Here is a 24,406-nt window from a genome sequence, read left to right as displayed (position 1 = left end):
GCTATCAAATCATTATGTTATTTTATCGCTTACTGATTTCGTCAAATACGCCGCCGGTGGCAAAATGCACCTGCTGTGCTTTCGTCCAGCCGCCGAAAACGTCATCAATGGTAAACAACTTCAGTTGCGGGAATTCTTTGGCAAACTTGGCGGCTACCGCCGGATCTCGTGGCCGATAGTAATTTTTCGCGGCAATGGTCTGGCCTTCAGGTGAATATAAATATTTCAAATACGCATCAGCCACTTCACGGGTGCCGCGCTTATCGACCACTTTATCCACCACCGAGACTGTCGGCTCGGCCAAAATAGAAACACTCGGTGTAATAATATCAAACTGGTCTTTGCCCACTTCATTCACCGCCAACAGGGCTTCATTTTCCCAGGCAATCAATACATCGCCAATGCCACGTTCTACAAATGTATTGGTCGCACCACGAGCGCCAGAATCCAAGACCTCCACATTCTTATACAACTGTTTGACAAATTCTTGCGCCTTGGCTTGATCATTATTATTGTGCTCTAGCGCATAACCCCATGCCGCTAGGTAGTTCCAGCGCGCGCCGCCGGAGGTTTTGGGATTCGGCGTAATGACCGAAATACCCGGCTTGACTAAATCTGACCAATCCTGAATCTGTTTTGGATTCCCTTTGCGCACCAGGAATACGATAGTTGAGGTGTAAGGCGCGGAGTTATCCGGCAAGCGCTTGATCCAATCTTTATCAATACGACCACGCTCAGCAATAGCATCGACGTCATAAGCCAGAGCCAGAGTCACGACATCAGCTTCAATACCATTAATAACCGAGGTCGCCTGCTTACCCGAACCGCCATGTGATTGACGCACCGTCACTTTGTCACCGGTTTGCTCTTGCCAATGCTTGCTAAATGATTGATTATATTCTTGATAAAACTCACGTGTCGGATCATATGACACATTCAGCAATTGAATATCTTTTGCCATGGCACCTGATGCCAGCAGCAGTAATGAAAGACCTACACCCCATTTACGCATTGACCCGCTCCCCAGATTTATTGTCATTAACTTGAATAGTTATTAACTTAAAATGTAATCAACCCAATTGGTTGGCTTGATACAGAGCGTGCCAGAAACTTTCCAGCCAATTAAAGAATAAAAAAGTTTTGATTATATCAATACGAAATATACCGCCGATTAAATGCAAAAAGCCCCCGCAAGCGGAGGCCTTTTTTCTCAGGCTATTGACTGTTTTAGAACAGTTTTTTCGCCGTGTCGTACCAATCTTCTTTAAATTTACTTTTCTTGTTTTCTGGCGCAATACACACTGAGATTAACTCATGCACCATCTTCTCATTCTGTACGCCAACACAGAAACCACCGTGGGAATAGTCATGATTTTCCAACAGTAGATCAACAGCATAAGCGCCCATACGAGAGGCAAGAATACGGTCATAAGGAGCCGGAGCGCCACCGCGCTGGATATGACCCAGTACCGTGCCACGCGTTTCACGGCCGGTTTCTTTCTCAATGTATTTGGCCAGTTCGTCGATGTTGTCCAGTTTTTCAGTAATGGCAACGATGGCGTGCTTTTTACCTTTCTCGATACCCGCTTTGATTTCTTTTACTAAATCATCGCGTTTGAACTCGACTTCAGGGATGGCAATAAACTCACAGCCCCCGGCAATGGCCGCCGCCAGTGTCAAATCGCCGCAATAACGGCCCATGACTTCAACAATGGAAATACGCTGATGCGAAGAAGAAGTGTCACGTAAGCGGTCAATCGCTTCGACCACGGTGCCCAGTGCAGTAAAGAAGCCGATGGTGTAGTCCGTACCTGCCACATCATTATCAATGGTGCCCGGCAAGCCAACACAGTGAATCCCACCCTCTTTGGTCAGTAAATCTGCACCCGCATAAGAGCCGTCACCACCAATAACAACCAGACCATCAATGCCACGGTCTTTCATATTCTGGAGCGCAACTTTACGTTTTTCCGGATCACGAAACTCGGGGAAACGTGCTGAGCCTAGGAAAGTACCGCCGCGGTTAATCATATCTGACACGCTATAGCGGTCCAGCTTTCTCATGCGGTTTTCGTACAAGCCAAGATAGCCATCTTCAATACCGAAAACTTCCAATCCTGCTGACAAAGCAGCACGAACAACCCCACGAATGGCCGCGTTCATGCCTGGCGCATCACCGCCGCTTGTTAGTACACCGATTTTCTTGACCATGACTACCTCTGAACTTGTAGATGCGATTTTTTAAAATTCTTTATTTGCCGATTGTATCTTGCACAGGCGAACAGTACAGAAAATCAGCTTTATGAGCTTAATATTGAATATTATAGCAAAAACACCAAGCTGAATTGATTCAAGTCATGCCATTTGGCGGTATTTTCTTCACAACCTAACCATTAGTAACCACAATTTACCTGCCGCTAATGCCACAATAGCTAATCTAGCAATAACTGATGAATAAATTATAACTCCCAATGCGCATGACGTTCTTTTGGCACCACCGCGCTTGGGTCTTGATGGATAAGTACATCCGCGCCGGGGAAGCGGTGTAATAATGCCCGCTCCACTTGATCCGCTAAAATATGCGCCTCCATCAATGGCAACATATCCTCCATTTCGAGATGGAGTTGAATAAAACGTGTTGGCCCAGACTGACGTGTCCGCAGGTCATGAGCACCAATAACACCAGGCCATGAAGTCACAATATCAATAATTTCCTGCCGTTCATCATCCGGCAAGGCCCGATCCAGCAAAGCTTGCACAGCTTCATAACCCATACGCAGTGCGCTATACAGAATATAAACACCGATACCCAATGCAAACAGCGCATCCGCCCGATGAAAGCCATACCAACTCAATGCCAATGCAATAAGAATAGCACCATTCATCATGACGTCAGATTGATAGTGCAACATATCGGCCCGAATAGCTTGGCTCTGTGTTTTTCTAACCACCCAACGCTGAAATGTGACTAATATCAGGGTACTGAATAGTGCAATTAAGGTTACCCAGATACCGATGCCGGGATCTTGTAATGGTGTCGGTGAGACCAAATGTTGGAAACCGGTCAAAAACAGGAACAGCGCCGAGCCGGAAATAAACATACTTTGCGCCAGTGCTGCCAGGGACTCAGCTTTGCCGTGACCAAAAGTATGTTCTTCATCCGCGGGTTGCAGGGAATAGCGCACCACAAAAAGATTGGTCAAAGAGGCGGCCAGATCCACCAGAGAGTCAACTAATGCAGCCAACAAGCTCACTGATCCGGTATGCCACCAAGCAAAAATTTTAATTATCAGTAAGATTGATGCCAGCACCGTGGCACTGAGCGCAGCCGCTTTCACCAGCCGAGCATATTGCGGATCCATAACTCATACCGAATAATATTCAGGGGTTATTAGTATAACGGAAATGAGACAAAAAAAAGCCCCGCCATCATGGCGGGGAAAGACAGGGATGGTGTCTATAGCAAGGAAAACAGGGTATTACTGGGTACTACTTACTTCTGGGCAGAAGAGGGTTGTGCTGCTGGCGCCTGCTGCATTTTCTCAATGCGCTGCTGGTGCTTTTGGTTCAAGGCAGCTTTTTGCTCTGGAGTGAGCAAGTTAAACATTTGGTTACGGACTTTGGCCATTTCGACCTGACGGTCAATTTGGTCTTTGGACATTTTTTCGGCCTGCGCTCTGACCGCGGCTTCGTCGAATTTATCCGCAGTAATCAGTTTGTGCATGGCTTCGCGGTCAGTTAAATCGACACGAGGACGGTCTTGACGAGACTGACGCATCAGGTCTCGCATTTGCTGGCGTTGCTGCTCTGTCAGATTGACGCCATCAAACATGTTATGGTGGCCACGGCCATCTTTCTTGTTCATCATCGTACCGTCACCGTGGCACCAGCCATCAGTGGCACCGGTTTTATCAGCAGCGAAGGCGGCTTGAGAGCCGAGAACTAACATTGACGCCATGATTAACGTTGCTACTTTAGTTACTTTACGCATCATTTAACTCCTAGGTTCTATCTGCTAAGCGATTTACGCTCTGCGATTCAATGAGGAGCAGTCTACCGGCCCCGCTGCAAACTAGCGTCAGTGGATGTAAAACTGGAGTCAGGGCATGTAAAGCTAAGTAAAGTCATGGAATACCGGCAATTGATAACGTATTTTGCGTCAAGAGGAGAAACAATCATGCATAAAATCCTATTAGTTGATGATGATCGTGAACTGACGTCGCTGTTGAAAGAATTATTGGAGATGGAAGGTTTTAATGTTGTTGTTGCTCACGATGGTGAGCAGGCATTAAATCTGCTGGACAGCTCTATCGACTTGTTATTACTTGATATTATGATGCCGCGTAAAAACGGTATCGAAACATTGAAAGAGCTACGCCAGCACCACCAGACCCCAGTTATTATGCTGACGGCACGTGGCAGCGAGCTGGATCGGGTACTTGGCCTTGAGCTGGGTGCCGATGATTATCTGGCAAAACCGTTTAATGACCGTGAGTTGGTGGCGCGTATCCGGGCTATCTTGCGCCGCTCTAACTGGAGTGAACAACAGCAAAATGTCGATCAAGGTGCGCCAATCCTAGAGGTTGACTGCCTACAATTGAACCCGGGCCGTCAGGAAGCCAGCTTTGAGGGGCAATCGCTGGAGTTAACCGGTACTGAATTTACCTTACTCTACCTGCTGGCTCAGCACCTCGGCCAAGTGGTCTCGCGCGAGCATCTCAGCCAAGAAGTGTTGGGTAAACGATTAACACCTTTTGACCGTGCCATTGATATGCACATTTCAAACCTGCGCCGTAAGCTACCGGATCGCAAAGACGGGCTACCTTGGTTTAAAACTCTGCGGGGTCGCGGGTATCTGATGGTCTCTGAAACATGATTAACAGTTTAACGACGCGAATTTTTGCGATTTTCTGGTTTACTTTAGCGCTGGTATTAATGCTGGTGTTGATGGTGCCCAAGCTCGATTCGCGTCAAATGACGACCTTGCTCGACAGTGAACAGCGTCAGGGAACGATGCTGGAGCAACATATTGAGGCCGAACTGGCCAGTGATCCTGCCAATGACCTCATGTGGTGGCGCAGACTTTATCGCGCCATCGAAAAGTGGGCGCCACCCGGCCAGCATTTAGTGCTAGTGACCACCGAAGGCCGCGTTATTGGTGCTCAGCGCCACGAAATGCAAATGGTGCGCAATTTTATCGGCCAGTCAGATAACTCAGACCAGCCGAAAAAGAAAAAATATGGCCGTCTGGAGATGGTTGGCCCTTTCTCCATTCGGGATGGCGAAGATAACTATCAGCTTTATCTGCTGCGCCCAGCCAGCAGCCCGCAATCTGATTTTATCAATTTGATGTTTGACCGGCCGCTGCTGTTATTGATTGCCACGATGCTAATCAGTGCGCCACTGTTGTTGTGGCTGGCATGGAGCTTGGCAAAACCGGCGCGTAAGCTGAAAAATGCTGCTGATGATGTCGCGCGAGGTAATCTGAAGCAGCACCCTGAGCTGGAATCCGGCCCACAAGAATTTTTGGCCACTGGCGCTAGTTTCAACCAGATGATCAGTGCTCTTGACCGGATGGTAGTCGCCCAACAACGGCTGATTTCGGATATCTCTCATGAATTACGCACGCCACTCACCCGCCTGCAACTGGCCACCGCACTGATGCGCCGTCGCCATGGCGAGGGGAAAGAGCTGGAACGTATCGAGATGGAAGCCCAGCGGTTAGATAGCATGATCAATGACTTGCTGGTGTTATCTCGCAGTCAGCACAAAAATGAGTTACATCGAGAGCCCATCAAAGCCAATGAACTTTGGTCTGATGTGCTGGAAAATGCACAGTTTGAAGCTGACCAGATGGGGAAAACACTCGAAGTGACTGCGCCTCCTGGCCCATGGATGTTATTTGGCAATCCTGCAGCCCTCGACAGTGCGCTGGAGAATATCGTGCGTAATGCACTACGTTATTCTCATCATCACATTGCCGTGGCATTCAGCTCGGATAATCAGGGGATAACTATCACTGTCGATGATGATGGCCCGGGGGTTAGCCCAGAAGATCGTGAGCAGATATTCCGGCCATTCTACCGCACAGATGAAGCGCGAGACCGCGAGTCCGGCGGAACCGGGTTGGGGCTGGCCATTGTGGAAACCGCAGTTAATCAACATCGCGGGTGGGTTCGGGCCGAAGACAGCCCATTAGGGGGGTTGCGCCTGATAATCTGGCTGCCACTGCACCCACTCAAGTCATAAGCTGCCTACCAACATCCCCGCCGCTACCGGATAATTTTAGATTGGATAGCGGCGGGATTTTAACTCTGATTCAGGCCCCAGCCTCCTTTGCCAACAACCGTTTCTTGCGTTCAACGCCCCAGCGATAGCCTGACAAGGCACCATCCTGGCGAATAACTCGATGACAAGGAATAGCGACGGCCAATATATTAGCTGCACAAGCGCCGGCAACCGCACGCACGGCTTTCGGTGAGCCAATTTTAGCGGCGATATCAGCATAACTGGCGGTCTCACCCACCGGAATATCGCGTAGTGCCTGCCATACTCGCTGCTGGAAAGCTGTACCACGGATATCCAGCGGTAAATCCAGCCCAAGTTGAGGGGCTTCAACCAGCCCAACCACCTGTGCGAACCATTGCTCGAACTCGGCGTCGCCACCGATTAATTCAGCATGGGGAAATTTGTCCTGTAATTGCTGCACCAGCAGGAGCGGGTCATCGCCCAGCAGAATGGCGCAGATGCCCAGTTCACTTTTTGCCATTAAAAGTGCCCCGAGAGAACTTTCCCCCACAGCAAAATGCAGCCTGACATCGCGGCCACCTTTGCGATAGCGGGTCGGCGTCATCCCTAATAATTGATTCGATTGCTCATAAAAACGGCCATTGGAGTTATAACCCGCGTCAAAGATGGCGTCTGTCACCGAGCCTTGCCCCGCCAATTGCTCACGGATACGCGCACTACGGGTCGCGGTGGCATATGCCTTGGGCGTTAACCCGGTGATGGATTTAAAGAGCCGATGGAAATGAAAGGTACTGAGATTTAACTCAGCCGCGAGCGCATCGAGTGTATAGGGCGTTTCGGCTTGCTCAATTAGGCGGCAAGCTTGGCTGATTTTCTCAGCCTGCTGTTGCGCCAGAGATAACTGATTGGGTCGACAACGTTTGCAGGGGCGATAACCAGCAAGTTCAGCCGCATCATTATCTGTAAATAATTCAATATGCTGTGCTTTAGCCTGCCGGGATGGACATGAGGGCCGGCAATACACGCCGGTGGTTTTCACCGCATAAACAAACTGACCATCGGCAGTTTTATCACGATTAACAATGGCAACCCAACGAGGGTCTAGCACACTGTCTATAACGCCCTTAATTGATGTCATGTTGAATACCCCCATTGATAGCGACTGTGCTGACCAACATATAAAATCATCACAGCGGCTGCTCTCCGCTCCTTGCTGTCAAATTTTTTTATGACAACCTAATTATTATCAGCCAAATGGGCAACCGCTGCACTGAGCGGGGGTTTCTGATATCCTGCGCCCCTCATTATTGGGGGACATATGCTTAATATCGTTTTATTTGAACCCGAAATCCCGCCGAATACCGGCAATATTATCCGGTTGTGTGCCAATACTGGCTGCCAGCTCCATCTGATTAAACCGCTAGGTTTCACTTGGGATGACAAGCGCTTGCGCCGTGCGGGTCTTGATTATCATGAGTTTGCTAACATTAAGCATCACCATGATTATCAAGCATTTTTAGACAGTGAAAAACTTGATGGCGCGCAATCTACTGGCCCACAATCGGCCCGCTTATTCGCCCTGACGACCAAAGGTACGCCCGCCCACAGCGCGGTGAATTATCAAGTCAATGACTATCTGCTGTTTGGCCCAGAAACCCGTGGCTTGCCGCCCTATGTACTGGATGCTTTACCGGCGCAACAAAAAATCAGAATTCCGATGCTAGCCGAAAGCCGCAGTATGAACCTGTCAAATGCCGTGTCCGTTGTCGTGTATGAAGCCTGGCGGCAATTGGGTTATCCGGGGGCATTACTGAAAGAGTAGTTGTTTTAGCCGAAATATGCCGACGGCTGGCAACTCAATAAAAAGGTGTATCCCCAAAGGCATTGGAGTTGCAGGTAGGCGGCAAGTGAACGAGTCCCGATGAGCTTACACGAGTAAGTGATTCGGGTGAGCGAACGTAGCCAACCCCCTGCAGCTTCAAGTACGAAGGAGATGATTAAATGCCGTCGCCGTACTCAAACCCATGGCTAGCCCCATTGAAATGCTGGTCCATATCCAACGAGGGTTTATCACTCTCCGGCTTGCCGACAATGCGGGCTGGGACACCCGCCGCGGTTGTATGAGGCGGTACCGCCTGCAACACCACTGACCCGGCACCAATTTTAGCACCGCGCCCGACCTCGATATTCCCCAGAATTTTGGCACCTGCGCCAATCATCACCCCTTCACGGATTTTTGGATGACGGTCACCACTGGTTTTACCGGTGCCACCTAAGGTGACGGATTGCAGAATGGAAACATCATTCTCAACCACGGCGGTTTCACCAATCACGATACCGGTGGCATGGTCAAGCATGATGCCGCAACCAATGGTTGCCGCGGGGTGGATATCCACACCAAAAGCAACAGAAACTTGATTTTGCAGATAAATTGCCAGCGCTTTGCGATCCTGCGCCCACAGCCAGTGACCAATACGATAGGCCTGGAGTGCATGAAAACCTTTCAGATACAGCAATGGCGTAGAATATTTATCGACAGCGGGGTCACGCAAGCGCACCGCCAGGATATCGCGCGCAGCAGAGACAATCATCTGCGCATCGGCATGGTAGGCATCTTCAACCACCTCACGGATGGCAATGGCAGGCATGATAGGGTTAGCCAGTTTATTCGCCAGAATGTAGCTCAGTGCGCTACCCAAATTCTCATGCTTCAGTAATGTCGCGTGAAAAAAACTCGCCAGCATTGGTTCACACTCGGCCAGTGCTCTCGCTTCTGATTTAATGCTACTCCAGACCAGCTCTAACTCTTCTGACGACATCGCATACTCCTGCCCATAAGCAAGCCGCCTCGGGAACGACCGAAGCGGCTCATATCCTGATTCCTTAATACTAAGGATTGCGGATATATTTTTATTATTTTATTTCAGCTGAACAACCTAAATGCCGCTTTTCTCATCTTTTTTGGTCCGACCCAATAAGGTCAGCGCCGCTTCACGCGCATTTTTATGGCTGTACAGCACCTGATAAATTTGTTCAGTTATTGGCATTTCGACACCATAGCGCTGCGCGAGCGCCAGAACTTCCTTGGTATTGCGATAACCTTCAACCACTTGACCAATTTTATCCTGTGCTTCTTGTACACCTAGCCCCTGCCCAAGCATGATGCCAAACCGCCGATTGCGGGATTGGTTATCTGTGCAGGTTAGCACCAAATCACCTAACCCTGCCATGCCCATAAAGGTGGAGGGGTCAGCGCCGAGGGCCGAGCCCAACCGCGTCATTTCGGCTAAACCACGGGTTATCAATGCAGTACGCGCATTGGCACCAAAACCAATGCCATCGGACATCCCAGCACCAATCGCAATCACGTTTTTAACCGCGCCACCGAGCTGCACTCCGATAAAATCTGGATTGCTGTAGACGCGGAAACTTTTACCGCAATGCAATAATTGCTGCAGATCCTCGCTAAATTGCCCATCGGTCGAAGCCAATGCAATTGCAGTCGGTAAACCGGCGGCCAGCTCTTTGGCAAAAGTTGGGCCGGAAATCACCGCCAGCGGGATACTCTCGCCCAGCACTTCCCGCGCCACATCCGCCAGTAATCGGCCAGTCTCAGCCTCAAGCCCTTTGGTGGCCCAGACAATTCGCGCATCTGGGCGTAAGTATGGTTTGAGCTGATTCAATACCGCCCCGAAGACATGGCTGGGCACCACTACCAACACATCACGGCTGGCTGCCAGCGCACGCGCTAGGTCAGTTTCCAGCAACAGTGTGTCAGGGAAAGGGACATCGGGCAGAAAAGCTTGGTTACAACGGTCTTGTTGCAGGGTTTGAATGTGCTTAGGATCATGGCCCCATAACACGACTTGGTGGCCATTACGCGCCAGCGTGATAGCTAATGCGGTGCCGTAAGATCCGGCACCGATGACAGTCATTGAAGCATGGGTGGTGTTCATCAGGCATCCTGACGTTGTTCAGCACCTTCGCCTTCAGCCTGCTGTTGCAGATAGTTCATGAACAGGGCATCAAAGTTAACCGGTGCCAGATTCAGCTGCGGGAAAGTACCGCGAGAAACCAAGCTGGTGATGCATTCACGCGCATACGGGAACAAAATGTTCGGGCAGTATGCACCTAAGCAATGCGCCAGTTGGGTGCCGTCGATACCCGCGATGGAGAAAATACCCCCCTGCTGGACTTCACACAGGAATGCAGTTTCTTCACCCAAAGAGGCCGTTACAGTCACTCGCAGTACTACTTCATACACATCTTCAGCCAGCTGACTGGAAGCAGTATCAAGATCAAGTTTAACTTCTGGCTGCCAATCCTGCTGGAAAACCTGCGGAGCATTTGGGGCTTCGAAGGAGATATCTTTGGTGTAGATACGTTGGATCTGGAAAGCCATCTCGGTGTTGTTTTGTTCTGACATGTGTATAGATACCCTAAAGTTAGACGTCCTTATTAAACAGCACTGCCGCCATGGGCTCTTTCCATTAGATTAATGGGGCCCACTGACGAGTTAAAGCAGCGGGTCAAGCCCACCGCGCGCATCCAGGGCGTGTAAATCATCACAGCCGCCGATATGCTGCCCATCAATAAATACCTGAGGCACCGTCGTCCGCCCGCTGCGAGCAATCATCTCTTCACGTTTGGCCGGGTCATTATCAATTGCGATTTCATGGAAAGCAGCACCTTTGCTATTCAGCAACGCCTTAGCACGATGACAGAATGGGCATGTTGCTTTGGTATAAATCTCAATTTTCGCCATAGGGACACCTCAGTTAAAGTTACAATCTATTGATATAGCGAATATAGTTCTTACTTACCGCGCGCCAGTGGTAGATTTTCACCACTCCAGCCGGCGATCCCCTCTTTCAGGGTAAACACCCGCTCAAAACCGGCTTTATTTAACAACTCAGCGGAAGCACGAGAAGTTGTCCCTGTAGCACAAACTACAATAATAGGCTGTGCTTTGTGCTTTTCCAACTCGGTCAGACTGCCGTTTTTAATGTCACTTGGCAGCAAATTAATAGAGCTGGCGATATGGCCCTTGCGGTAATCATCACGTGTGCGGATATCAACCACCACCGCATCTTCCTTATTAATCAGACGTGTCGCTTCACCACGAGTAATCTCTTTGACCTTTGACAGCGTCGTTTTAAAGCTGGTGAAAATTACGGCGACGAACAACGCCACCCAAGCCAAGCTCAACACCGGGTGCTGGCTAATGAATTGCATAATTTCTTGCAACATGGGGGTAAAAACTCCCGTTAGTTAGGGGATAATATTCAAGGTCACAGAGTATACCTGCGCGTTGCAGCAAATACAGCCAATATGCAAGTGCTATTGCAGAAACTGCGAGCAATCTCGGGAAGTCTTTTACCTCTTTGAGGAGTTTTACGCAAAACCCCGCCCCAATGTTGATCTCTTTGGGCTATTTTTAACCGGTTTTGTAGTAAATTACCGCCTTTCTAATAAGAAAGAGGTTATGCAATGTCGAGCACTAAAAAACCGCTGGTTCTGACAATTCTGGATGGCTATGGTCACCGTGAAGAACAGCAAGATAATGCCATTCTGAATGCCAAAACACCGGTTATGGACCGGTTATGGCAGCAACAGCCTCATACCTTGATTGCCGCTTCAGGTCTGGATGTCGGTCTGCCAGATGGGCAAATGGGTAACTCTGAAGTGGGCCACGTTAATTTAGGGGCCGGACGGATTGTTTATCAAGATTTAACCCGCCTCGACAAAGAAATCAAAGATGGTGACTTTTTCACGAACCCAACCCTGACCGCCGCCATTGATAAAGCGGTTAAAGCAGGTAAAGCCGTCCATATCATGGGTCTGTTATCCGCCGGTGGTGTCCATAGCCATGAAGACCACATTCTGGCAATGATTGAGTTGGCAGCCAAACGCGGCGCAACGGCAATCTATCTGCACGCGTTCCTTGATGGACGTGACACGCCGCCGCGTAGTGCTGAATCTTCACTGAAACGATTCACTGAAAAATTTGCTGAACTGGGCAAAGGGCGCATCGCCTCAATCATTGGCCGCTACTATGCCATGGATCGTGATAACCGCTGGGATCGTGTACAACTGGCCTACGACTTGCTGACCCAAGCCAAAGGCCAATTCACCGTTGATAACGCGGTGGCCGGCCTGCAAGCAGCTTATGCCCGTGATGAAAATGATGAATTCGTTAAACCCACAGTCATTAAAGCAACAGATGAAGCCGATGCAGCCATGAATGATGGTGATGCATTAATCTTCATGAATTTCCGAGCTGACCGCGCTCGCCAAATCACGCGCACCTTTGTAAATGCCGACTTTGACGGCTTCAAGCGCGATAAGGTGGTTAACTTCGGCGATTTCGTGATGTTAACCGAATACGCTGCGGATATTAAAGTGGCCTGCGCTTATCCACCAGCATCACTGGAGAATACCTTCGGTGAATGGCTGATGAAACACGACAAAACGCAGTTGCGTATTTCTGAAACTGAAAAATATGCTCATGTGACTTTCTTCTATAACGGCGGGGTTGAAGAGCCATTCAAAGGTGAAGATCGCATTCTGATTAACTCACCGAAAGTGGCAACTTATGACCTGCAACCTGAAATGAGCTCAGCAGAACTGACCGAAAAACTGGTCGCGGCAATCAAAAGCGGCAAATATGATGTGATCATTTGTAACTATCCGAATGGCGATATGGTCGGCCACACGGGCGATTACGATGCCGCGGTGAAAGCAGTAGAAACACTGGATAATTGCATTGAGCAAGTGGTCGCGGCCGTGAAAGCGGTTGATGGCCAATTGCTTGTCACCGCCGACCACGGCAATGCTGAGCAGATGCGCGACCCGGCAACCGGTCAGGCACACACCGCCCATACCAGCCTGCCTGTTCCGCTGATTTATGTCGGCAATAAAGCGGTTAAAGCCGTCGAGGGCGGCAAGCTTTCTGATATTGCGCCCACCATGCTGTCACTGTTAGAAATGGAAATCCCGCAAGAGATGACTGGTAAGCCGCTGTTCATCGTGGAATAATCCTTCGTTATGAAGGAAAAGGCGTCATTTGCGATATCAATGGTTACGGAAGCTTCCATCAACGGCAATATCCTGAGCTCCTCAGTATTGCCGCATAAGTTGGTGCGTCGCCCGTGGTCAGCACTGTACGCCAGCGTTTTTTGCGCTGGCGTATTGCTGTTGCCATTATCCAGCCATGCTGCTGATGCCCCCGCGGCTGCAAAAACGGCCGACAACAAAACCCAGTTGAAAACTATTCAGCAAGATATCGCTGAGAAAGAAAAAAGTGTCCAGCAACAAAAACAGCAACGTAGTTCGTTGCTTGATCAGTTGAAACAACAGGAAAACACTATTGCTCAGGCCAGTCGTAGCCTGCGTGAAACCCAAAGTACCCTGACTGAACTGGACAAAGAAATCGCCAACCTCACCGCCTCGATTGGCAAGCTACAAAGTAAGCAATCCCAGCAACAAGATATCCTGTCAAAACAACTTGATGCCGCCTTTAAGCAAGGCCAGCACAGTGGTTTACAGCTTATTTTAAGTGGCGAAGAGAGCCAGCGCAGTGAGCGCATTTTGGCCTATTTCAGTTATCTCAATGAAGCCCGCCAGAAATCTATCGAAGCATTGGAACAAACTCGCACCAATCTGTCTGCTGAGAAGAAAGTGCTGGAGCAAAAGAAAAACCAGCAAAAAGTGTTATTGGATGAGCAACAAACTCAGCAACAAAAGCTTGAGCAAGCGCGTACAGCACGTAAGAAAACCCTAACGTCGTTGGAGGCCTCGCTGGAGAAAGATCAGCAAGGTCTGGCGGAGCTAAAACTGAACGAATCACGGTTACGTGATCAAATCGCCAAAGCCGAACGCGAAGCCAAAGCACGCGCCGAGCGGGAAGCTAAAGAAGCCGCTCGGGTACGCGAACAAGTGAAAGTCAAAGAACAACAAGCCAAGAAAACGGGTTCGAGCTATAAACCAAGTGAAAGTGAGCGCTCATTAATGGCGCGAACCGGTGGCCTGGGGCGGCCGGGTGCTCAAGCTGTTTGGCCGGTGCGGGGTAATGTAACCCATCGCTTCGGCGAAGCTTTACAAGGTGAACTCCGCTGGAAAGGTATGGTTATTTCCGCCCCAGAGGGTAGCGAAGTCAAAGCCATTGCGGATGGCCGGGTGCTACTGGCGGACTGGCTACAGGGCTACGGCCTGGTGGTGGTCGTCGAGCACGGCAAAGGGGACATGAGTTTATATGGTTACAACCAGAGTGCGCTGGTTAATGTCGGTGCTCAGGTGAAAGCAGGCCAGCCGATTGCTCTGGTGGGCACCAGCGGCGGTCAGGGCGAACCCTCACTCTATTTCGAAATCCGCCGTCAGGGGCAAGCTGTTAACCCACAACCTTGGTTAGGAAGATAAAGAACAACATTAGGGAACACCTATTGCGCTATTTCAATACACGTCGGTTTACCATAGTAAGCACCCTACTCATCGCCAACGCCGCACAGGCGGGCAAACTTTCCATTGTTATTGATGACTTTGGATATCGTCCTCAGAACGAAAACAAAGTGTTACAGATGCCACTGCCCATTTCCGTGGCCATCTTGCCGAATGCTCCCTACGCCAAAGAAATGGCCGTCAAAGCGCATAATCAAGGGCGTGAAATTCTGATTCATTTGCCGATGGCGCCGCTGAGCAAACAACCATTGGAGCGCGATACATTACAACCATCAATGAGTAGCGAAGAGATCCAGCGCATTATTCGTCAGGCGGTCAATAACGTCCCTTACGCCACCGGCATGAATAATCATATGGGGAGCGCGATGACCTCCAGCTTGCCCGGGATGCAGAAAGTGATGCAGGAGCTGGCACACTATCAACTCTATTTTCTTGATAGCGTCACGATTGGCAACAGCCAGGCCAGTAAAGCGGCCGAAGGCACTGGCGTTAAAGTCATTAAGCGCAAAGTCTTTTTGGATGACTCACAAAATGAAGCCGCCATCCGCCAGCAATTTAATCGCGCAGTAGAGCTGGCGCGCCGTAATGGCTCGGCCATTGCTATTGGGCATCCGCATCCGGCGACCATTAAAGTGCTGCAACAAATGTTGCCTCAATTACCTGCCGATATTGTATTGGTTAAACCCAGTTCGTTGCTCAATGAACCGGTACACAATAATGGCGGCAGTGGCACGGCCGTACCGGGTCAGTCAAAACCACGTGACTCGGCGAAAGACGGGCGTCTGAAAGTGATTAAGCAATGCAAAGCCAAAAACCATTATGTTGCAGAGAAAATCTACGCCGACAAGATGTTTATTATCTTGGGTGAAAGCCTGATGCAAAGTCCGGCCGTGATATTTGTTCAACGGCATTGGCAACAATATTTTCCACCCGCACTCCCCATGACACCGGTTGAGCAGCCGACAGTCGATAAAGCTGGAAATCGGTAATTTGTTCAATAAAATCGGGGCGGTCATCACCTGACAGCCCCGCTTTCGATTGTGTAATTTCAAGCTTGACAGTACGTTAGTCCCAGCTTAAAACCACCTTGCCCGACTTACCCGAGCGCATGGCATCAAACCCTTGCTGGAACTCATCAATAGAGAAACGATGAGTAATTATCGGGGTTAAATCCAAGCCAGATTGAATCAATGCCGCCATTTTGTACCAGGTTTCAAACATCTCGCGGCCATAAATCCCTTTTATAAACAGCCCCTTAAATATCACCTGATTCCAGTCGATGGACATATCAGATGGCGGTATCCCCAGCATCGCAATACGGCCACCGTGATTCATTGAGTTGAGTAATGTACGGAAAGCTGGCGGCGCGCCGGACATTTCCAGCCCCACATCAAATCCTTCAGTCATACCCAGATCAGCCATCACATCATTCAGATTTTCTTTACTGACATTGACTGCCCGGGTCACCCCCATTTTACGCGCCAAATCCAGTCGATATTCATTCACATCGGTGATAACAACATGGCGAGCACCAACATGTTTGCAAACCGCAGCCGCCATAATGCCGATGGGGCCTGCACCGGAGACCAATACATCTTCTCCAACTAAATCAAAGGATAATGCGGTATGCACGGCATTGCCAAACGGGTCGAAAATAGCTGCTAGCTCATCAGAAATATTGTCGGGGATTTTGAATGCATTAAAAGCAGGAATCACCAGATACTCGGCAAAAGAACCCGGCCGGTTTACACCGACCCCCACCGTATTGCGGCAAAGATGGGTACGGCCACCACGACAATTACGGCAATGCCCACAGGTGATATGGCCCTCACCAGACACCCGGTCACCGATATTAAAGCCTTTAACTTCCTGGCCGATAGCCACCACTTCACCGACATACTCATGGCCGACGACCATGGGAACAGGAATTGTTTTTTGTGACCATTCATCCCAGTTATAAATATGCACATCAGTGCCGCAAATAGCCGTTTTGCGAATTTTGATCATGATGTCATTGTGACCCAGCTCCGGCTGCGGCACCTCGGTCATCCAAATGCCTTCTTCTGCTTTCAGTTTGGATAGTGCTTTCATGAACATTCCTTACGCAATAACGTTAAGCTGCTTGCCAATACGGATGAAAGCTGCAACAGCCCGCTCAACCTGCTCTGGCGTGTGATCTGCTGACATCTGGGTGCGGATTCGCGCCTGGCCTTTCGGCACCACCGGATAGAAGAACCCCGTCACGTAAATCCCCTCTTTTAACAACGCATTGGCAAATTCTTGTGCCAGTGTTGCATCCCCCAGCATCACCGGGATAATGGCGTGATCGGCACCGGCTAAGGTGAAACCGGCGGCACTCATTTTCTCGCGGAATAAACGGGCATTCGACCATAAGCGCTCGCGTAATTCAGCGCCGTCCTCTAATAGCGATAACACTTCAATTGAGGCGGCAACAATTGCTGGAGCCAATGAGTTTGAGAACAAATAGGGGCGCGAGCGCTGGCGCAACCACTCAACCACTTCTTTGCGTCCAGCGGTATAGCCGCCTGATGCCCCACCCAGTGCTTTACCTAAGGTGCCGGTGATAATATCAACGCGATCCATTACTTCGCAGTATTCATGAGTCCCACGACCATTTTCACCGACAAAACCGATAGCATGAGAATCATCGACCATCACCAGTGCCTGATACTCATCAGCAAGGTCACAAACCCCTTTCAGGTTGGCAATCACGCCGTCCATTGAGAACACGCCGTCGGTCGCAATCATAATATGGCGCGCGCCCTCTGCTTTAGCCTGTTCTAACTGGGCTTTCAATTCGCTCATATCATTGTTGGCATAGCGGTAGCGCTTCGCTTTACATAACCGCACTCCATCAATGATAGAGGCATGATTCAGTGCATCGGAAATAATGGCATCTTCTGGCCCCAGCAAGGTTTCAAATAAACCGCCGTTAGCATCAAAGCAAGATGAGTAAAGAATGGCATCTTCCATACCCAGGAAATTGGCCAGCTGCTGTTCCAGCACCTTATGAGTATCTTGGGTGCCGCAGATAAAACGAACCGAGGCCATACCAAAGCCGTGCGTCTCCATACCTTTTTTAGCCGCAGCGATCAGCCTTGGGTGATTTGCCAGGCCCAAGTAGTTGTTAGCACAGAAATTAATCACGTGACGACCATCCGCCACCGCAATATCGGCTTGCTGAGCGGAAGTGATTATGCGCTCATTTTTATACAGCCCTTCAGCACGGGTCGTTGTGAGTTGTTGTTCTAATTGCTGATAAAAGGGGTTTCTAGCAAAAGGCAGGGACATTCAGTTATCTCCAGAATTGGCAATTTCACACTACATTTTACTGCCTGACGGATGAACTGACGAGAAACCTTGTCTTATATTATAAAAATTGCAGCACATATCACGGTGAACAATCCTAAAGCCGCATAGAAACCGAGAGATTAGCCCCCTTCCGGCTGTGCGCTATCCTATGAAATGTTATGATAAGGGCAAATAGGGTGTAGGGCATTGTGCCCGACCGAGAAGATTAGCAAGGGTGAACCTGATGATTATCGTCACTGGCGGCGCCGGTTTTATTGGCAGCAACATCGTTAAGGCACTGAATGATATAGGCTATAAAGATATTCTGGTTGTAGATAACCTGAAAGACGGCACTAAATTCGTCAATCTGGTTGATCTGGATATCGCTGATTACATGGATAAAGAAGATTTTGTTGCCAGCATTGTTGCCGGTGATGATATGGGTGATATCGACGCAATTTTCCATGAAGGTGCCTGTTCTTCCACCACTGAGTGGGATGGCAAGTACATGATGGATAACAACTATCAGTATTCTAAAGATATCCTGCACTTCTGTCTGGATCGCGGCATCCCGTTCTTGTATGCCTCATCGGCGGCCACCTATGGCGGGCGTACTGATAATTTCATTGAAGATCGTCAATACGAACAACCACTTAACGTTTATGGTTACTCCAAATTCTTGTTTGACCAATATGTGCGCGAGATCCTGCCGCAAGCCGACTCACAGATTTGTGGGTTCCGCTATTTCAACGTTTATGGCCCGCGTGAAGGCCATAAAGGCAGCATGGCGAGTGTGGCTTTCCATCTGAATAATCAGATAAATGCGGGTGAAAACCCTAAACTGTTCTCCGGTAGCGAAAACTTCAAACGCGATTTCATCTATGTCGGTGATGTTGCCGACGTTAACCTGTGGTTCTGGCAAAACGGAGTCTCCGGCATTTTCAACTGCGGCACGGGTCGCGCGGAATCCTTCCAGGCAGTGGCCGATGCAGTAGTGGATTTCCACCACAGCGGGCCGGTGGAGTACATTGAATTCCCAGAAAAATTGAAAGGCCGCTATCAGGCATACACGCAAGCTGACCTGACCAATTTGCGTGCTGCCGGTTATGACAAGCCGTTCAAAACCGTCGCCGAAGGCGTCAAAGAATACCTGGCCTGGCTCAACCGCTCAGTCTAAATCACTTGCTGCAAGGAATTGATAAACGGTATGAAAATACTGGTCATTGGCCCTTCTTGGGTTGGCGATATGATGATGTCGCAAAGTCTTTACCGCACCCTGAAGGCCAAATATCCGGCAGCAGAAATTGATGTGATGGCACCTGCGTGGTGCCGTCCGCTTTTGGCCAGAATGCCAGAGGTGCGTCACGCGGTTCCGATGCCATTAGGCCATGGCGTTTTTGCTTTTGAGGAACGCCGCCGTTTAGGTCTGGCCCTGCGGGAAACCGGATATGACCGCGCCTATGTGCTACCAAACTCATTTAAATCTGCCCTAATACCTTATTTTTCAGGGATTAAACAGCGTATTGGCTGGCGTGGCGAAATGCGCTATTTCTTGCTCAACGACCTGCGCATTCTGGATAAACAAGCCTTCCCGATGATGGTTCAGCGCTATGTGGCGCTGGCCTACGATAAAGAGCACATCCACTCAGCCGAAGATTTACCCCAGCCTTTGCTATGGCCACAATTGCAGGTTCAGGATGAAGAAATTGCCGAGATTACAGCATCATTTAACCTGACAGATAACCGGCCAATTATTGGTTTCTGCCCAGGTGCCGAATTTGGCCCAGCCAAACGGTGGCCGCATTACCACTATGCTTCATTAGCACAGAAACTGATTGATGCTGGCTATCAGGTGATCTTATTGGGCTCAGCCAAAGATAATGAAGCTGGTGAAGAAATTCGCCAAGCGCTCGCTGAAAGTGCTCGTGAATATTGCCTCAACTTCGCAGGCCAAACCTCGCTGGATCAAGCCGTAGTTATGATTGCCGCTTGTAACGCCGTGGTCAGCAATGACTCAGGTTTGATGCATGTGGCCGCGGCATTAAATAAACCCTTAGTCGCCTTATATGGCCCTAGCAGCCCGGATTTCACCCCACCGCTGTCTGATAAAGCCACAGTTATTCGCCTGATCACTGGCTACCACAAAGTGCGTAAAGGCGACAGCGCTCAGGGTTATCATCAAAGTTTGATTGATATTCAACCTGAACAAGTGATGGCAGCCCTTGAGAAACAACTCAACACACAAACCTGCTCAGCGAAAGAGGCCGATTAATGCATGTATTAATCGTTAAAACCTCATCAATGGGGGATGTTTTACATACATTGCCTGCGCTGACGGATGCCATGAAGGCGATTCCCGGGATTCGCTTTGACTGGGTAGTAGAAGAGGGCTTCAGCCAAATTCCGGGGTGGCACCCTGCGGTAGATAAAGTTATCCCGGTGGCTATTCGCCGTTGGCGCAAAAATTGGTTTGGCAGTGATACCCGCCAAGAGCGCTGTGATTTTAAGCGCGTGGTACAGCAACGCAGTTATGATGTGGTGATCGATGCTCAGGGGCTGATTAAAAGTGCCGCGCTCATTACCCGGATTGCGAAAGGGATGAAACATGGCCCGGATTGCAAAAGTGCCCGTGAACCTTTTGCCAGTTGGTTTTATAGCTGCCGCCATGAGATTGATACCAAACAACATGCTGTCGAGCGCACCCGGCAACTGTTCGCCAAAAGTCTCGGTTATGACAAACCAGAAAGTATCGGTGATTATGCTATCGCGCCACGCTTTTTAAGTGAGTTACCCGCAGATGCCGGCCAGTATCTGGTATTCCTGCATGCAACCACCCGCGACAGTAAACACTGGCCTGAAAGCCATTGGTTGCAGCTGATTGAACTGGTTGCCCCCAGCGGGTTAAAAATAAAATTACCCTGGGGCGCAGAACATGAGTATCAGCGGGCGTTGCGGTTAGCGGAGCATGCTCCTAATGTTGAGGTCTTGCCTAAACTGACTCTTCAGCAAGTTGCCGAGGTTCTGGCCGGTGCAAAAGCGGTGGTTTCCGTGGATACGGGCCTCAGTCATCTGACCGCCGCCTTGGATCGCCCGAATATTACCCTGTTCGGCCCAACCGACCCTGGTTTGATTGGTGGCTATGGAAAAAATCAGATTGCGGTGATTTCTGAACAAAAAAGTATGGACACCATCACGGCTGAAGCCATTATGGCAAAGCTAGAAACGCTGATCTCATAAGTCGTTATTATTCTTAACCTAATGTTGACTTAAAAATTCGCGCATTAGCATTCACTGTGTAATAACCATCGACTTTGATAATTATTAGAGTCGATGGTTTTCCATATGCTGATAGTTAAGCATTGCTAATATATTATTCAAGTTATTAAGAGCACCCACTAATTTACTTTCGCTAATAACCGCCTATTGGTTTCTCTGAGTATCTAATTAATTATTCAATACATTAGCCATAAAACTGAAATGAGATGGGTATGCGATAAACGGCTAAATAACAAAATGTTAGCAGCTAAAAATATCATTATTGAATCAGTTTATGATATCAACAGCTGCATGATTTACTATTTATAAGTAATGAAAATCATTCTCACTATTAAATTCGGGAAATCATTTATATCCCTGCCATTTGTTGAAAATTTATATTCTTTTTTATGAATAACCTGAGCTTGCTCGGGTTATCAGCCCCCCAGTGGAAAAGAGCCTTTCTTGCTCAAATATGGTATTATTCTTAATAATCCATATAAATGAAATTGATAGAATGTTACTGCGTTTATACCAGGTATTACTCTACCTTATTCAACCTCTGATTTGGCTACGGTTGCTGTTGCGTAGCCGTAAAGCCCCCGCTTATCGCAAGCGCTGGGGGGAACGCTATGGTTTTTGTGCCGGTAAAGTTGTTGCTGGCGGTATCATGCTGCATTCAGTTTCAGTCGGTGAAACACTGGCCGCTATTCCATTAGTGAGAGCATTACGCCACCGCTACCCGTCACTGCCCATTACCGTGACCACCATGACCCCCACCGGTTCTGAGCGGGTGCAATCTGCTTTTGGCAAAGATGTTCACCATGTGTATCTGCCCTATGACCTCCCCGGCTCAGTGAACCGTTTTCTTGATCAAGTTAATCCCAAGCTGGTCATTATCATGGAAACTGAACTATGGCCAAACCTAATCAATGCACTGCATCGGCGCAAAATTCCTTTAGTCATCGCCAATGCGCGCCTTTCGGCCCGCTCTGCCGCTGGCTATAAAAAAATCGGTAGTTTTATTCGCAATATGCTGCAACGAATCACACTGATTGCCGCGCAAAATCAAGAAGATGGCGACCGTTTCATTGAATTAGGCCTCAGACGTTCACAGCTGACGGTAACTGGCAGCTTGAAATTTGATATTTCTGTAACACCTGAATTAGCCGCCAGAGCCGTGACATTACGTCGTCAGTGGGCACCGCATCGGCCAGTCTGGATAGCGACCAGCACTCATGACGGCGAAGAAACGCTCTTACTGGAAGCCCATCGCCAATTATTACAACATTCCCCAACGCTGCTGCTGATTCTGGTGCCTCGGCATCCAGAACGTTTCCCGAAAGCGATTGAATTAACACAAAAAGCAGGGCTGAGTTACACATTGCGCAGCAAAGGCGAAGTTCCTTCAGCCAGCACCCAGGTGGTGATTGGCGATACCATGGGCGAATTGATGCTGCTGTACGGCATTGCCGATTTAGCCTTTGTGGGCGGCAGCTTGGTTGAGCGCGGCGGTCATAACCCACTCGAGGCGGCAGCTCATGCTATCCCCGTATTGATGGGGCCACACACATTTAACTTCAAAGATATTTGTGCCAAGCTGGAACAAGCGGAGGGGTTGATTACCGTCACCGATACCTCGTCACTGGTGAAAGAAATCACCATGCTGCTGACTGATGAAGATTGCCGCCTCTATTATGGCCGCCATGCAGTGGATGTATTGCATGAAAATCAGGGCGCATTGCAACGGTTATTGCACTTGCTGGAGCCTTATCTACCGCAACGGAGCCACTAAATGAGTGCCGCAAAACGCCTGTCAATGGTGATGATTGTCAAAAATGAAGCCGCACTGCTGGCGGATTGCTTGGCATCTATTAACTGGGCTGATGAAATCGTAGTATTGGATTCAGGCAGTGAAGATGAAACCGTGGCTTTGGCCGAGCAGTATGGTGCAAAAGTTTACAGCAACACAGAATGGCCTGGTTATGGTAAACAGCGGCAATTAGCCCAGCAATATGCCACGGGTGATTATATTTTGATGCTGGATGCTGATGAGCGAGTCACCCCAGAGCTTAAAACCGCGATTGAAGCCGTGTTATTGGCCCCAGAAGAGGGTGCCGTTTATAGCTGCGCGCGGCGAAATCTGTTTTTAGGCCGTTTTATGCGCCATAGCGGCTGGTATCCCGATAGAGTGGCCCGCCTATATCCACGTAATCTATACCGTTACAACGATGATTTAGTTCATGAATCACTTGATAGCGGCGGTGCTAAAGTTATTGCGCTGTCCGGTGACTTACTGCATCTAACCTGTCGTGACTTTTTTGCCTTTCAGCGAAAACAGCTCAATTATGCTCAAGCTTGGGCAAATCAGCGCCATCAACAAGGTAAAAGTTGCCGTTATTTCTCGATTCTCAGCCATACTCTCGGGGCATTCTGTAAAACATGGCTATTACGCGCCGGTTTCCTCGATGGTAAACAAGGGCTATTGCTGGCGATAGTTAATGCACAATATACCTTCAATAAATATGCCGCTCTGTGGGCATTGAGTCATCAATATCGGAAAAGTGAGAATTCATGACCACTAAAGCCATCTATCCGGGGACATTTGATCCTATTACCAATGGGCATTTGGACTTAGTCACCCGGGCCTCCGAAATGTTTAGCCATGTCATTCTGGCTATTGCGGATAGTTCCAGCAAGAAACCGATGTTTACACTGGCCGAGCGGGTAGCATTAGCAAAGCAAGTCACTGCGCCACTGAAAAATGTTGAAGTATTAGGATTCAGTGAGCTTATGGCGGAATTTGCCAAAAAGCACAATGCGAATATTTTGGTGCGGGGTTTACGATCAGTTTCAGATTTTGAATATGAATGGCAATTGGCGAATATGAACCGCCATCTAATGCCAAAACTGGAAAGTGTCTTTCTGATGCCATCAGAAAAATGGTCGTTTATCTCTTCTTCATTGGTGAAGGAGGTAGCGCGCCATGGTGGTGATATCACGCCATTCCTTCCTGCCCCCGTAACCGCGGCGTTGATGGCTAAGTTGGCGTGATTCTTTATTTACACATATCCCCCAAGTCATTGGAGTTGCGGATAAAATCCCCTGCAACTTCAACAACGTCAGGTATAAA

General features: G+C 49.1%; 24 protein-coding genes. 12 read left to right on the top strand and 12 right to left on the bottom strand.

Translation table 11 applies throughout. From position 1 onward, the window contains the following. Positions 1-22 precede the first annotated feature (22 nt). The 4 genes from D5F51_RS00465 to cpxP form a co-directional block, all read right to left on the bottom strand. Entirely contained in the window at positions 23-1,012 is a 990-nt protein-coding gene (locus D5F51_RS00465; protein WP_129195315.1) for a sulfate ABC transporter substrate-binding protein, read from the bottom strand. 215 nt (positions 1,013-1,227) lie between these two features. After that, positions 1,228-2,211: a 6-phosphofructokinase gene (gene pfkA, locus D5F51_RS00455; RefSeq protein ID WP_025379994.1), complete on the bottom strand. Its 984-nt coding sequence runs from the start codon at positions 2,209-2,211 to the stop codon at positions 1,228-1,230. Positions 2,212-2,459: 248 nt separating this feature from the next. Continuing rightward, the gene (gene fieF / locus D5F51_RS00450) at positions 2,460-3,362 is read right to left on the bottom strand and encodes a CDF family cation-efflux transporter FieF (RefSeq protein WP_025379995.1); all 903 of its coding nucleotides are present in this window, start codon (positions 3,360-3,362) and stop codon (positions 2,460-2,462) included. Between the two features lie 131 nt (positions 3,363-3,493). Further along, positions 3,494-3,991, bottom strand: a complete 498-nt coding sequence (gene cpxP, locus D5F51_RS00445) for a cell-envelope stress modulator CpxP (RefSeq protein ID WP_025379996.1) — start codon at positions 3,989-3,991, stop codon at positions 3,494-3,496. 186 nt (positions 3,992-4,177) lie between these two features. On the opposite strand from cpxP, the gene cpxR reads away from it, so the two are divergent. Continuing rightward, the gene (gene cpxR / locus D5F51_RS00440) at positions 4,178-4,876 is read left to right on the top strand and encodes an envelope stress response regulator transcription factor CpxR (RefSeq protein WP_025379997.1); all 699 of its coding nucleotides are present in this window, start codon (positions 4,178-4,180) and stop codon (positions 4,874-4,876) included. Further along, positions 4,873-6,249 carry an envelope stress sensor histidine kinase CpxA gene (gene cpxA / locus D5F51_RS00435; RefSeq protein ID WP_129195313.1) on the top strand — a complete coding sequence of 459 codons (1,377 nt, stop codon included), beginning with the start codon at positions 4,873-4,875 and terminating at the stop codon, positions 6,247-6,249. Before cpxR ends, cpxA begins: the two co-directional genes overlap by 4 nt. A gap of 70 nt (positions 6,250-6,319) precedes the next feature. On the opposite strand, the gene ada is transcribed toward cpxA, so the two are convergent. Next, on the bottom strand, positions 6,320-7,366 hold the full coding sequence (ada, locus tag D5F51_RS00430) for a bifunctional DNA-binding transcriptional regulator/O6-methylguanine-DNA methyltransferase Ada (protein ID WP_129199099.1): 1,047 nt from the start codon (positions 7,364-7,366) through the stop codon (positions 6,320-6,322). A 201-nt stretch (positions 7,367-7,567) separates the two neighbouring features. On the opposite strand from ada, the gene trmL reads away from it, so the two are divergent. Next, the gene (trmL, locus tag D5F51_RS00425) at positions 7,568-8,071 is read left to right on the top strand and encodes a tRNA (uridine(34)/cytosine(34)/5-carboxymethylaminomethyluridine(34)-2'-O)-methyltransferase TrmL (protein WP_025379999.1); all 504 of its coding nucleotides are present in this window, start codon (positions 7,568-7,570) and stop codon (positions 8,069-8,071) included. Positions 8,072-8,246: 175 nt separating this feature from the next. On the opposite strand, the gene cysE is transcribed toward trmL, so the two are convergent. The 5 genes from cysE to D5F51_RS00400 all read right to left on the bottom strand — a co-directional run bounded on the left by cysE (position 8,247) and on the right by D5F51_RS00400 (position 11,499). Then, a complete protein-coding gene (gene cysE, locus D5F51_RS00420) occupies positions 8,247-9,068 on the bottom strand; it encodes a serine O-acetyltransferase (RefSeq protein ID WP_025380000.1) in 822 nt (273 codons plus the stop codon). Positions 9,069-9,185: 117 nt separating this feature from the next. Further along, entirely contained in the window at positions 9,186-10,205 is a 1,020-nt protein-coding gene (gene gpsA, locus D5F51_RS00415) for an NAD(P)H-dependent glycerol-3-phosphate dehydrogenase (RefSeq protein WP_025380001.1), read from the bottom strand. Further along, the gene (gene secB / locus D5F51_RS00410) at positions 10,205-10,675 is read right to left on the bottom strand and encodes a protein-export chaperone SecB (RefSeq protein ID WP_005164715.1); all 471 of its coding nucleotides are present in this window, start codon (positions 10,673-10,675) and stop codon (positions 10,205-10,207) included. Before secB ends, gpsA begins: the two co-directional genes overlap by 1 nt. A 90-nt stretch (positions 10,676-10,765) precedes the next feature. Further along, the gene (grxC, locus tag D5F51_RS00405) at positions 10,766-11,014 is read right to left on the bottom strand and encodes a glutaredoxin 3 (protein ID WP_005164717.1); all 249 of its coding nucleotides are present in this window, start codon (positions 11,012-11,014) and stop codon (positions 10,766-10,768) included. A gap of 50 nt (positions 11,015-11,064) precedes the next feature. Further along, complete coding sequence (locus D5F51_RS00400) at positions 11,065-11,499, bottom strand: rhodanese-like domain-containing protein (RefSeq protein ID WP_025380002.1); 435 nt, start codon at positions 11,497-11,499, stop codon at positions 11,065-11,067. 240 nt (positions 11,500-11,739) lie between these two features. Here D5F51_RS00400 and gpmM point away from each other — a divergent pair, with 240 nt between their 5' ends. Genes gpmM through D5F51_RS00385 form a run of 3 tightly spaced genes read left to right on the top strand, consistent with a single transcriptional unit; the run spans position 11,740 to position 15,695 of the window. Beyond that, positions 11,740-13,287 (top strand): 2,3-bisphosphoglycerate-independent phosphoglycerate mutase, encoded by a 1,548-nt coding sequence (gene gpmM, locus D5F51_RS00395; protein ID WP_129195312.1) that lies wholly within the window; start codon positions 11,740-11,742, stop codon positions 13,285-13,287. A gap of 39 nt (positions 13,288-13,326) precedes the next feature. Further along, positions 13,327-14,667, top strand: a complete 1,341-nt coding sequence (gene envC / locus D5F51_RS00390; protein WP_391592424.1) for a murein hydrolase activator EnvC — start codon at positions 13,327-13,329, stop codon at positions 14,665-14,667. Between the two features lie 23 nt (positions 14,668-14,690). Beyond that, positions 14,691-15,695: a divergent polysaccharide deacetylase family protein gene (locus D5F51_RS00385; RefSeq protein WP_129195311.1), complete on the top strand. Its 1,005-nt coding sequence runs from the start codon at positions 14,691-14,693 to the stop codon at positions 15,693-15,695. 76 nt (positions 15,696-15,771) lie between these two features. Here the strand turns inward: D5F51_RS00385 and tdh are convergent, their stop codons facing one another. Both tdh and kbl read right to left on the bottom strand, forming a co-directional pair. Then, positions 15,772-16,797, bottom strand: a complete 1,026-nt coding sequence (gene tdh / locus D5F51_RS00380; protein ID WP_129195310.1) for an L-threonine 3-dehydrogenase — start codon at positions 16,795-16,797, stop codon at positions 15,772-15,774. A 9-nt stretch (positions 16,798-16,806) separates the two neighbouring features. Then, entirely contained in the window at positions 16,807-18,018 is a 1,212-nt protein-coding gene (gene kbl / locus D5F51_RS00375) for a glycine C-acetyltransferase (protein ID WP_129195309.1), read from the bottom strand. A gap of 244 nt (positions 18,019-18,262) precedes the next feature. Between kbl and rfaD the strand changes: the two genes are divergently transcribed. The 6 genes from rfaD (at position 18,263) to coaD (ending at position 24,327) form a co-directional block, all read left to right on the top strand. Continuing rightward, the gene (rfaD, locus tag D5F51_RS00370; protein ID WP_025380008.1) at positions 18,263-19,195 is read left to right on the top strand and encodes an ADP-glyceromanno-heptose 6-epimerase; all 933 of its coding nucleotides are present in this window, start codon (positions 18,263-18,265) and stop codon (positions 19,193-19,195) included. 30 nt (positions 19,196-19,225) lie between these two features. Further along, complete coding sequence (gene rfaF / locus D5F51_RS00365) at positions 19,226-20,290, top strand: ADP-heptose--LPS heptosyltransferase RfaF (RefSeq protein WP_129195308.1); 1,065 nt, start codon at positions 19,226-19,228, stop codon at positions 20,288-20,290. Then, on the top strand, positions 20,290-21,255 hold the full coding sequence (gene rfaC, locus D5F51_RS00360; RefSeq protein WP_025380010.1) for a lipopolysaccharide heptosyltransferase RfaC: 966 nt from the start codon (positions 20,290-20,292) through the stop codon (positions 21,253-21,255). The genes rfaF and rfaC overlap by 1 nt, the downstream gene beginning before the upstream one ends. A gap of 535 nt (positions 21,256-21,790) precedes the next feature. Continuing rightward, positions 21,791-23,068, top strand: a complete 1,278-nt coding sequence (waaA, locus tag D5F51_RS00355) for a lipid IV(A) 3-deoxy-D-manno-octulosonic acid transferase (protein WP_129195307.1) — start codon at positions 21,791-21,793, stop codon at positions 23,066-23,068. Next, a complete protein-coding gene (locus D5F51_RS00350; RefSeq protein WP_129195306.1) occupies positions 23,069-23,851 on the top strand; it encodes a glycosyltransferase family 2 protein in 783 nt (260 codons plus the stop codon). After that, a complete protein-coding gene (gene coaD, locus D5F51_RS00345) occupies positions 23,848-24,327 on the top strand; it encodes a pantetheine-phosphate adenylyltransferase (protein WP_025380014.1) in 480 nt (159 codons plus the stop codon). The genes D5F51_RS00350 and coaD overlap by 4 nt, the downstream gene beginning before the upstream one ends. Positions 24,328-24,406: the final 79 nt, after the last annotated feature.

The sequence above is a fragment of the Yersinia hibernica genome (assembly GCF_004124235.1).
GTDB lineage: Bacteria > Pseudomonadota > Gammaproteobacteria > Enterobacterales > Enterobacteriaceae > Yersinia > Yersinia hibernica.
Note: the sequence above shows the minus strand (reverse complement) of the source record. Positions and strands in the feature narration are given on the sequence as shown.